The organism is Pseudomonadota bacterium (assembly GCA_039196715.1).
Classification (GTDB): Bacteria; Pseudomonadota; Gammaproteobacteria; order CALCKW01; family CALCKW01; genus CALCKW01.
This window is the reverse complement of record JBCCUP010000114.1, coordinates 1-10,535: the sequence shown is the minus strand read 5'-3', so window position 1 is coordinate 10,535 and position 10,535 is coordinate 1. Positions and strand designations below refer to the sequence as shown.

At 64.0% G+C, this 10,535-nt stretch carries 9 protein-coding genes; 6 read left to right on the top strand and 3 right to left on the bottom strand.

Features of this window, described 5'->3' with window-relative positions:
• The first annotated feature begins 434 nt into the window (after positions 1-434).
• Positions 435-806 (top strand): HupE/UreJ family protein, encoded by a 372-nt coding sequence (locus AAGA11_21700; protein ID MEM9605488.1) that lies wholly within the window; start codon positions 435-437, stop codon positions 804-806.
• A 22-nt stretch (positions 807-828) separates the two neighbouring features.
• A complete protein-coding gene (locus AAGA11_21695) occupies positions 829-1,092 on the top strand; it encodes a hypothetical protein (protein MEM9605487.1) in 264 nt (87 codons plus the stop codon).
• Between the two features lie 470 nt (positions 1,093-1,562).
• Here the strand turns inward: AAGA11_21695 and AAGA11_21690 are convergent, their stop codons facing one another.
• Positions 1,563-3,140, bottom strand: a complete 1,578-nt coding sequence (locus AAGA11_21690; GenBank protein MEM9605486.1) for a hypothetical protein — start codon at positions 3,138-3,140, stop codon at positions 1,563-1,565.
• 745 nt (positions 3,141-3,885) lie between these two features.
• Between AAGA11_21690 and uvrB the strand changes: the two genes are divergently transcribed.
• Together uvrB and AAGA11_21680 are read left to right on the top strand one after the other, a co-directional pair.
• Entirely contained in the window at positions 3,886-5,895 is a 2,010-nt protein-coding gene (uvrB, locus tag AAGA11_21685) for an excinuclease ABC subunit UvrB (GenBank protein ID MEM9605485.1), read from the top strand.
• On the top strand, positions 5,895-6,368 hold the full coding sequence (locus AAGA11_21680) for a histidine phosphatase family protein (protein MEM9605484.1): 474 nt from the start codon (positions 5,895-5,897) through the stop codon (positions 6,366-6,368). Before uvrB ends, AAGA11_21680 begins: the two co-directional genes overlap by 1 nt.
• Here the strand turns inward: AAGA11_21680 and AAGA11_21675 are convergent.
• A complete protein-coding gene (locus AAGA11_21675; GenBank protein ID MEM9605483.1) occupies positions 6,356-7,951 on the bottom strand; it encodes a cytochrome c peroxidase in 1,596 nt (531 codons plus the stop codon). The two genes, AAGA11_21680 and AAGA11_21675, sit on opposite strands and share 13 nt — an antisense overlap.
• 210 nt (positions 7,952-8,161) lie before the next feature.
• Here AAGA11_21675 and AAGA11_21670 point away from each other — a divergent pair, with 210 nt between their 5' ends.
• Together AAGA11_21670 and AAGA11_21665 are read left to right on the top strand one after the other, a co-directional pair.
• On the top strand, positions 8,162-9,328 hold the full coding sequence (locus AAGA11_21670; protein MEM9605482.1) for an aromatic ring-hydroxylating dioxygenase subunit alpha: 1,167 nt from the start codon (positions 8,162-8,164) through the stop codon (positions 9,326-9,328).
• Positions 9,325-9,558, top strand: coding sequence for a hypothetical protein (locus AAGA11_21665; GenBank protein ID MEM9605481.1), 234 nt, complete (start codon positions 9,325-9,327; stop codon positions 9,556-9,558). The genes AAGA11_21670 and AAGA11_21665 overlap by 4 nt, the downstream gene beginning before the upstream one ends.
• Positions 9,559-9,598: 40 nt before the next feature.
• On the opposite strand, the gene AAGA11_21660 is transcribed toward AAGA11_21665, so the two are convergent.
• On the bottom strand, positions 9,599-10,535 hold a 937-nt coding region (locus AAGA11_21660; protein ID MEM9605480.1), incomplete at its 5' end, for a PPC domain-containing protein.

The following is a 10,535-nucleotide window of genomic DNA, read 5'->3' as shown; positions in this document are numbered from 1 at the left end:
GTCGATTGAGACGCACAGGTGCGAATTCAGGGAACCAAACTGACCCCAGAAACCCGAGCGTGTGTCCACCAGAATTGTGCGCGCGAATGCAACACCATCAGAAATCTCAAACCGAGGTTGATCACGGTAAACACCTTGCGGCTATCTTGATTGCGTTTGCCCTGCTACCCACGCACGGCAGTGTTTTTGCCCCCATCGTCACGCCGGGCGACGTCGGCTACATCCAGGAAATCTGGGTTGTGCGCGTCCTCTCCCTTTGTCTAACTCGGCGCCAAACACCTAGCCTCCTGGTATTACGACATCATGTTCTTGCTTGGGGTCGTCTTTTTTCTCTGAACGCTTCGAAAAGTTGCAATCTACGTCAGCCTCGTTGTCGTGGGACACTCGATCACCATGCTCGCCGGCGTGTGCTCGGTTAGGGCGTCAACGCCGATATCATCGGGTTCTCGGTCATCTCCGAGGCACTCAACAACCTCGGCGACTTCACGACCTGGTTTGGGCACCAACCCGACGCCAAAGCGGCGACTCTTGTCTTTGGCCTCATCCACGGCACCGGACTCGCCACCAAGATCCTCAAGTACCGCATCTCTGAAAAAGGTGTGTTGGCTAAGCTGTTGGCCTGCAACGTCGTGGTCGAGGGCAGTCAAGTCCTGGCGTTGTGCGTGAACCTGATCGCGATGGGTTGCCTGGATCGAAGCGATCGCGTTCCACGCCGAGCGATTGGCGTGAATGCGGTGATCATCGTCCTCAGTATTGCCGTGATGGCACAGCACATCACGGGCTACCTCCTTGACCACCCCCACTGAGCCCGGTCGAGAGCTTGCCTCCGTGTTCACCGTTGAAATGCCTGATACAACCACGTTGCAAAGTCCGACGCGTCTCCGCCATTCCGCGTGGGTCGCTTCTGTTGGTGTAGCGCTGATTCTCGTCGCCGTGGTCCGACCCGTTGAGTACGGCATCGACTCGAGCGCTGCGGGGCGCGTGCTTGAGCTGACCGAGATGGGCGAAATCGAGCAAGAGCTCGCAGTTGAGGCTGAACAGGATAAGCTCGAGTGCGGCGATGACCAGGAACCTCGCTGCTCGAGACGCTGATCGGTGTGTGCCTGGTCTCCGCGCACGCTCAGGAAGCGTGTCGCGACAAGGTCGTGTTCATCTGCCAACCGGGCGAGTGGGCGGAAACCAAACTGGTGATGGCGACCGACCAACACGTTTACCTCAGTTGGCAAGCAACCTGTGTTCGAACCCATTTCGACCTGCACGCCCACGCCCACGCCCAGTCCACGACCTACGAGAAGGGCGCGGCAAGACCGACAGGTCGGGCTGCGTGGTCGCACCGGTTGCCGAAGAGCACGGGTGCTTCTGGCGCGACCGCGAGTAGCAGACGGTGGGCATCACGAAGCGGCTCAAGGGGGACTACCGCGAATTCGCCATAAAGCGGTGAGTGCTATTGTCGTCTCGCCAGTGTTGTTGATCTACGGCCTCGACGAACGTCAGTTGCAACACGAAGTGGTACTGCGTCATGTGTGCGGGTCGGTGACCCCGTGCAACGCACGTTCGGTCGGTCAATCCTGTTTTGTTCGCCAAATCTCGGCGACGAAAAGGCCTCCAGATGCTGCAGCCTGGGCATTTCGGTATCCGTTTCCTGAGTGAGCGCAGGCGTTGTTATCGCTCGTAAAGGCCACTTTCCAGCCAACAATGCCGTCAGCGTATTCAACATTGGTGCGCAGCGCCGCGTGTGGCTCGGAGTTGTGGTAGTTGTGGGTGTCGCAGACGTTGGCGTTGCCCAGCCAGGCGACATCACCGCCTGCCTCAGCTTTGAAGGCCAGCATGGGTGGGTTTGAAATGGTGCTACTTGCGTATCCGCTCAGTATGACAAAAGGGGCGCCATCGTCAGGAAACGCGACGTGGGTAGCTGGGTAGGCTGTGCCTGTGCTCGCGTATATTGCTGGAGTCCAGATGTTGCCAATCTTTTGGCCTGTTTTGAGGTTGTGAAACTCGCCCCGGTCCTCGACGGTGATCGCTGTTCCGTCAGTGGCGAAGCCCATGTCAGAGTGGTCAGCTTCGGGATTGAGCGAAACTGAACTGTCGTCGCTTGCGATACGGAAATCCGTGAACGGGTAGAAACGCCAGTCGCCCTCGCCGGGGTGCGTATTGACTGCTGGACCGCCGACGTAAGGACCGGCGCCATTGTGGCCAGCGTGTTTAAAACTGAATGCAACGCCAGACTTGTCAGGCGCAACGCCAACCCTGTCAAGAGCCGCACTCCTGCTCTTCGAGGGTTGGCCGGCGCCATTGACCACGCGCAGAGCGTGCGCCACATTGCCTCCCGGCAATTCGACCGCCATCACTATGGCATCAGCGCCACTGTCAGCGCGAAACGCGATCATGGCGCCATCGGCACTGATAGAGCCTGCACCACCCATTGGGGAAGCAAAGCCGCCTGTAAAACTCAGGTTCGTTGCAGTACCGCCTGCATCGAGATTGATCGACAGTCCAGACATTGCGAGCACAGTACGGTGGCTGTCTGTGGCGGCGTTGTATTCCATCAGGGCTGCGGGGGAGCGGTCAAAGTAGTAGCCCACTCCTGGCTGTGTCGGTGACCATTGAAAATCGCGCATTTCGCCGACGCGCAGCGCGCGAATCACGCTGTAGTCGCGACCATCGTACAAGAGCCGACCCATTGACCCGCCGTGTGTGATCAGGTAGTGACCACTCGCATCCCACGGGGAATGCATCGCATACTCGTTCTTGGTCACGTTGACGTCTTCGGAGCCAAAGGCCGCGATCGCAGTGGCGTAGGTTGAGACGCGCGTAATCCTGATCTCGTAGTCGAGTGTTGGGTGCGGGAATACGGCAGTTTCGCCCGCACGTGCCGGTAAGTCCGCCACCGTCGGGGTGTAACGCGCCAAAGCACCTGAGCTGGTAGACTCAAAAAGTGGAATGTGGCGCTGTGAGGGTGATTCTTGTTCCTCGCTATCGATACGCTCACGGTCACCGAGAGCGATCTGAGGAGTTTGGGCGATCAGCGTAGGTGTGCTGTCTGGTGAGAACGAGGCGTTGAACAGGTTTACTTCGCCAGCGACGCCTGGCCGTTGTGAGAACACCCGCTCGGAGCTGCTCGACACAAAATCGAAACGCACACCTATCGACACGAGCTGTTTCTCAATTTCTTGTACGTCGGTTGCAGTGTCGTAGCCTCGTTCGAGCGCACCGTAGGTTGCGAAACTTGTGTTTGCGGACTCAGACAGACGGAAGTGCCTTGACCCTGCGTGCGCGTCGAAAACTGCCGCGGACTCGACAACGACAGCGACGGTGTTATCAACGTGGTGTAGTTCGAGGTCGGGCGGGGTGTCGAACAGAGTTGATGCCTCATTGGGTGCGAATACAAAAGATTGCCAAAAACAGTGTAGGTTCAATCGAACAGACGCGTCAGGTACGCTCTGCCAGCCCAGAGTCTGTTTGCTGATCTACGCCAAAGGCCAGAGGCGACGGGACGCAACGTGGTCATGACATGCCGAACGGGTAAGGAGCCATCACATCGGTTCCATCCACTGCTCTACAGTGGGCAGCGAGAGATCTTACGCGCTCTGTACGTTGCCCCTATGAGCTGTGGTTAATTCCGAGCGACGCAAGCAGGTGCAGTGGCCACACGCGTCAGCTGTGACGGTCGCGGCAGGCGCGAGGCGGCTAACGACGTTCAAGGAGCCCCTCACGTCGGCATCGTTGCGGGACCCTATCGAATTGACGTTTCGGTCCTTTCAACGGCCCGTCGGCAGTACGGATTGGGCCTGGGCTGTCCCTCGCGCGCAGTAACTTGCGCTCTGGGGGCGCTGGCATCCGGTTCGGTGTACTCTGCCGGGCACCGCAGCACACCCGAGCCCCGCGATGGACAGAGCCTTCCAGATCAGCCAGTCGATGACGCCGGCAGGCGACCAGCCGACTGCGATCTCGACCTTGAGCGGTGGCCTGGACGGGGGGCTGGCCTACCAGACCTTGCTCGGTGTGACCGGCTCTGGCAAGACCTTCACCATTGCCAATCTGATCCAGCAACACCAGCGGCCGGCCATGGTGCTCGCGCCGAACAAAACGTTGGCGGCGCAATTGTACGGTGAGATGAAGGAGTTCTTCCCGAACAACGCGGTGGAGTACTTCGTCTCCTACTACGACTACTACCAGCCCGAGGCCTACGTGCCGGCGTCCGATCTCTACATCGAGAAGGACGCCTCGGTGAACGAGCACATCGAACAGATGCGGCTCTCGGCCACCAAGTCGCTGTTCGAGCGGCGTGACGCGATCATCGTCGCGACGGTGTCGTCGATCTACGGACTGGGAGACCCGCAGTCCTACCACAAGATGGTGCTGCACCTGGCGCGCGGGTCGCTGATCGACCAGCGCCAGTTGTTGCGTCGACTCGCGGAGTTGCAATACAAGCGCAACGACATGGAACTCGGTCGCGGATGCTACCGTGTGCGCGGCGAAATCATCGACATCCACCCAGCGGAGTCCGACGGCGAAGCCGTGCGGGTCGAGCTCTTTGACGACGAGATCGAGTCGCTGCGCTGGTTCGACCCCTTGACCGGCGAGATTCTGCGCACGGTGCCGCGACTGACGATTTACCCCAAGACCCACTACGTCACTCCGCGCGAGGTGTTGTTGAACGCAGTGGAGAGCATTCGCGAGGAGCTTGGTCAACGCCTCGCGGTGCTGCGCGAGCAGAACAAACTCGTCGAAGCGCAACGGCTTGAGCAGCGCACCCGCTACGACCTCGAAATGATCCACGAGCTCGGCTACTGCAGCGGTATCGAAAACTACTCACGCTACCTGTCGGGCCGGGCCGCGGGCGAGCCGCCGCCGTGCCTGTTCGACTACCTGCCGCCCGATGCGATGCTGTTCATCGACGAGAGCCACGTGACGGTGCCGCAGCTCGGTGCAATGTACAAGGGCGACCGCTCGCGCAAGGAGAACCTCGTCAGCTACGGCTTTCGGCTGCCGTCGGCACTCGACAACCGGCCGCTGCGATTCGACGAGTTCGAGGCGATGATGCCGCAGACGGTGTTCGTGTCCGCGACGCCCGGCGACTACGAAAAACGCCGCAGCGACCAGGTGGCCGAGCAGGTGGTGCGACCGACAGGGCTGGTTGACCCGGCGGTGGAGATCCGCCCGGTCGGCACACAGGTGGACGACCTGCTGAGTGAAATCGGCAAGATGGTCGAGCGGGACAGTCGGGTGCTGGTCACCACGCTGACCAAGCGCATGGCCGAAGACCTCACCGACTACCTCGCCGACCACGGCGTCAAGGTGCGCTACCTGCACTCGGACGTCGACACCGTCGAACGGGTTGAGATCATCCGCGACCTGCGGCTTGGCGAGTTCGACGTGTTGGTTGGCATCAACCTGCTGCGCGAGGGCCTCGACATGCCCGAAGTGGCTCTGGTGGCCATCCTCGACGCGGACAAGGAGGGTTTCCTGCGCTCGGAGCGCTCGCTGATCCAGACCATCGGCCGCGCCGCGCGCAACGTCGAGGGCCGCGCGATCCTCTACGCCGACAAGATCACCGGCGCGATGCAGAGTGCGATCGCCGAAACCGAGCGGCGGCGCGAAAAGCAGCAACAGTTCAACCAGGCCAACGGCATCGACCCGCAAACCGTGCGCAAGCGGGTCACCGACATCATGGAGCTCGGTGGCATCGTGCGCGGCGGCCGCTCCGCGGCGGCCCGCAAACGGCAAGCCAGCGAGCCCAAGCTCTCGCCAACGCAAGCCGTGGCCGAGATCGACAAGCTCGAGACGCAGATGCTCGAGCACGCGCGCAACCTGGAGTTCGAAGAGGCGGCGGCGTTGCGCGACCGCGCGCGCGCCCTGCGCGAGCGCTACCTTGGTCCCGGGGAGTTGGCGTGATGCGCGAGCTGCTGATCCTGCGTCACGCCGACGCGTCTGCAGCCGAGCCCGGCCAACCCGACATCGAACGGCCACTCAGTGCGCGTGGCCGCGCACAGATGGCGGCTCTCGGTCCGGTGCTCGCCCCGCTGCTCGGGGGCGACATCGACATTGTCGCGAGTGCCGCTACGCGCACGGCCGAGACCGCCCGGTTGCTGGCCGCGGCACTCGGCACCTCGGCGGAACGGCTGGTGCTGGAGCGCGACCTCTACGACGCGAGCGCGGGCAGTCTGCTCACGCGGGTGCAGGCGCTCGACGCCACGTGCACGCGGGTGGCACTGGTGGCGCACAACCCGGGGGTCTCGGTGCTTGCGCACAGCCTGGTGACCGCCCGCGTGGCGGGCTTTGCGACCGCCGGCTGGGCGCTGTTGCACGTCCCGGACCCGTGGGCGTCATTGGCGCCCGGCGTCGCCGCGTTGCATCACTCCGGCTGAGCCGGGGCGCGGTGCCACTCGGTGGCCTCGGCGTCCGTGGACAGGGCCTCGAGAAAGGCGACCATCTGTCGTAGTTCCTCATCTGTCAGCGCAATTGGCGAGAGCTCGTGCTCGGTGCGGCCGGTTCGGCTCGGCGGCGGAGCGCGGTAGTGTTCCATCACCGCCATCAAGCTGGTGGCGCTGCCATCGTGAAACCATGGCCCGGTGCGGGCCACCTCGCGCAGACCCGGCGTCAGAAAGGCCCCGGTCAGCAGGTACGGCACCTCGACCCGCCACATGTCGTCGAGGTGTGTGCACGCGGTCGCGTCGCCACTGACGGTGCCGGCACAGTTGAACGGGTTTTGACCGATCAACTCGATCGCCCGGCTGCGGCCGGGGTCGGCCCCGGCGGTGTGCACCGGCGCAGTGCCAATGTTGTGGAATTGGTTGTTGCGGAAGTGCTGCCCGAGGTGGCAGTCGAGGCAGTGGGTGCGCGAGCCGAGGAAGAGCATCAGGCCGCGCTGGGCATCGTCGCTGAGGTGTGTGTCGGCATCGGTATCGCCGTCCGCGAGCGCATAGGCGTAGCGGTCGAAGGGGGTGGGCTGCGGCCGCAGTTGCCGTTGGTAGGCCGCGAGCAGCTTGCCGACCTCGGCGAAGTGGCGGTCCACCGTGGTACGTACCGCCGCGGGCAGTGCCTCCCAGGCCGCGCGTTCGGCCGCGCTGCGCCGCGGACTTGCCGGCGGCAGGCCCTCGAGCATCGCACTCGGCAGCGGCTCGCCGACCACCTCGGCGTAGCGCTCGGCGTGGTGGGGCTGGGCGGCGAGCCATTGCAACAACGACACGCGGTCGCGGTCGAGTTCGGCGCGGTTCTCCAGCGGCCCCAGCGCCTGTGACCAGAGTGAGTCGGCGCTGCCATCGCGGTTGAACCAGCGCTTGTCGGCGATCCCGATCAAGCCCGGGGCATTGCGCGTGTCCGGGTGCGAGCGCGCCCGACCGTCAGTGAAGGCGCGCCCAGGCGCATGGCAGCTCGCGCACGACTGACGGCCGTCGCGGCTCAAGCCGGTGTCGAAGAACAGCTGTTGGCCCAGTGTCGCGGCGGCCCGCGCCGTCGCAGTCAACGGCGGTGGTGGGTCGCGCGGCAGCGCCATGGCGTTGATCAGGGCGACCTGCGCAGGTGATGGCCGCTCGGCGACGACAAAGGCCTCGGTGTCGATTGCCAGGCGAAACTGCGCGCTGTCGGCGCCCGCCGTGGTGGTGAACATGATGTCCACCAGCCACACGCCAACCACGTCGAAGACGAGGTCCGGCAGCACCCAGTGACCCGACTCGAAGCGGGGGCTCACGTCGGTGCTGATGCCTTCGCGTGGCAGGCTGAGCCGCACAGCCGTGACGTCGTCCGGTTGGCGTCCCTCGACCGAGAACACCCAATCACGGCGGTCGTTCAAGGCCACCGGCTCACGCTCGGGTGCGAGTGTGGTCGGCACACCCTGCTGACTTACGACGGTGCGCGGGTAGAAGGTCGAGCTCGCGGCGCCGTTCGCGGACGCCGACCCGACGGTGCAGAGCGAGAGCAGGGCGGCGAGGGCGAATCGGGGCAGAACCATGGTCGGGCGATAATCTCGGCAGTCAGGCGTCTCGTGCAGCAAATCCCGATCCGGCTGGCCGTTCGAAGCATGCATGGGGTGTCGCGTTGGTCCATCTTAGTGGCCGGGACAGACAAGGGTAAGCGCCAATGGCAGCGCACACTCGCGCCGTCCAAACGGCATATACTGTGCTCCAGTGCCGTGTTGATCCGTCCGACGGAGGAAGCTGCGGTGTTCGCGACCATTCAATCAGAACTTCAACGGGCCACGGGTGACATCGAATCCGCACGCGGGTTGCCAAACCCCTGTTACACGGATCCCGACGCACTCCTGGCCGAACGGGACGGGGTGTTCTCGACCGGCTGGGCCGGAATCGGCTACGAGAAAGACGTGCCCAGGGCCGGGGACGCCACGCCGATCACGTTCCTCGGCGTACCGTTGCTGATGGTGCGCGGCCGTGACAATCAGGTGCGGGTGTTCCAGAACACCTGCCGACACCGGGGTATGGTGCTGGTTGACGAGCCGACCCACCTCAAAGGCGTCATCCGCTGCCCTTACCACTCCTGGTGCTATGCGCTCGACGGCAGTCTCAAGGCGACGCCGCACGTGGGCGGACCCGGGCACAACACCCACGACGCCATCTCACCGAAGGACACCGGGCTGATTGCGTTTCGCACGACCGTCTGGCTCGGTGTGGTTTTCGTCAACCTCTCGGGTGATGCGCCGCCGTTCGAAGACTACTGCGGTGATCTCACGACACGCTGGCGCGAATTCGACCGCCCGTTGTATCACGCGGGGCCCGACTCGAGCTTCACACTCGATGTCAACACCAACTGGAAGCTCGCGGTCGAAAACTACTGCGAGAGCTACCACCTGCCGTGGATTCACCCGGCGCTGAACAGCTATTCGCGCCTGGAAGACCACTACAACATCCTGTCACAAGGGCATTACGCCGGGCAGGGTACACGTGTGTACCGGCCGACCTTGAGCGAAGACGGCAGACAGTTTGACGATTTCGACGACCTCGACACCATGTGGTCCGCCGGCGCCGAATACATCACGGTGTTCCCCAATGTGATGCTCGGCGTGCACCGTGACCATACCTTCGCGATCGTGCTCGAACCGATCTCGCAGTCGCGGACGCGCGAGCACATAGAGATTTTCTACGCGTCCGAACGCAGCGCCGGGCCTGATATGGCCGACCTGCGACAGACCAACACCACCATGTGGAAAACCGTTTTCGAAGAAGACATCGGTGTGTGCGAAGGCATGCAGCGCGGACGGGCTGGGCCCCGATTCGACGGCGGCGTCTTTTCGCCGGTGATGGACAACGCGACCCATTGCTTTCACCAGTGGGTCGCCGGACGTTACCTCGCCCACGCTGACCGGACTGCGTGACGCCGGATACAGGCGCACTTGCGTCTGCGTTGTCCGACGCACTTGCCACGGGCGACGACACCGCGGTCAGCGCGGCTTACGCGGCCATCGGTGCGTACCACGCTGCGCGCGGCGAGGTCGATGGCGCGTGTTTCTTCTGGACCCAGGCACTGGTGTTTGCCCTGTGCGCCGGCGACCCGGTGGCGGAGGCCACACTGCGGGAGCGGTTGACACAGCACGGCCGCGTGTAGCGGCTGAGGACTGCCTGTCCGGTTTTCCGTGCCTTGCTGCTCAGCCGCGCCCGCGCCGCCGGCGCAGGCCGGCGAGCCCGAGCAGAGTCAGAGCGCCCAGGGCACCGCCACCGCCGCTCACACTTCCCGCGGGGATCACCGCGCCACTCAGGTCGGCGGCTTTGGCGTCCACGCCCTTTTCAAGCTTGGTCTCGAGCTTGGAGCGCGTTGCCAGCGTGGCGCCCACGGCCAGGGTGTAGGTGCCGGCCCGGTAGCCGTAGACACCGATCACCGTTGTGCCGCCGACCAGGCTCTCGACGCAGTCCTCGGCTGCCGTACCGCCTCGGTAGCTGCGGCAGTCGAAGTTGGTCAGGCTCGGAAAGCCGCTGGCATCGGTGTAGAGGTCGATGTCAGCGCTGAGGTTGCTCAAGCTGATGGACGCCGCCGCGACGCCGGCGGTGTTCTGCACGCTGTAGTAGTGCCACTCACCTTGTTGGATTGCCGCGGTCTGCTGGGTGCCCGTGGCGATGCTGAGGGTGTTGTTGCGCGACGTGACCGACAGCGCGAAATCGCTCGCGGCAAAGCCGTAGACGCCGACCCAGAGGGGACCTGTGCCCTGCGTGACCGTGCACTGTTCGCTCTGCGTGCCGGCAGCAAAGCTGCGGCAATCGAAAGCCTGCAAGGTCGGCTCGGCTCCGCTGCGGACATAGAGGTCTGCATCAGCGGTCAACTGAGCGAGGTTGATCGCCAGCGTGGTGCCCGCCGCTGCGCCGGTGATGCGGTAGGTGTGCCAGGCCTGCAGACCCACGGTGTGCTCCAGTGTCTGGCCGACAGCCACGGTGCCCGTGGTGGATCCACCGCCGCCGCCGCCGCCGCCATCGCCGCCGCCATCGCCATCGCCGCCATCGCCATCGCCATCGCCGCCGCCATCACCGCCGCCATCGCCGCCACCGCCACCGTCACCGCCACCGTCACCGCCGCCGTCTGCAGCGAGGCCC

Coding starts and splice junctions, on each gene's coding strand:
- AAGA11_21675 (MEM9605483.1), bottom strand. CDS start 7,951: ATGGTTCTGCCCCGATTCGCCCTCGCCGCCCTGCTCTCGCTCTGCACC.
- AAGA11_21680 (MEM9605484.1), top strand. CDS start 5,895: ATGCGCGAGCTGCTGATCCTGCGTCACGCCGACGCGTCTGCAGCCGAG.
- uvrB (MEM9605485.1), top strand. CDS start 3,886: ATGGACAGAGCCTTCCAGATCAGCCAGTCGATGACGCCGGCAGGCGAC.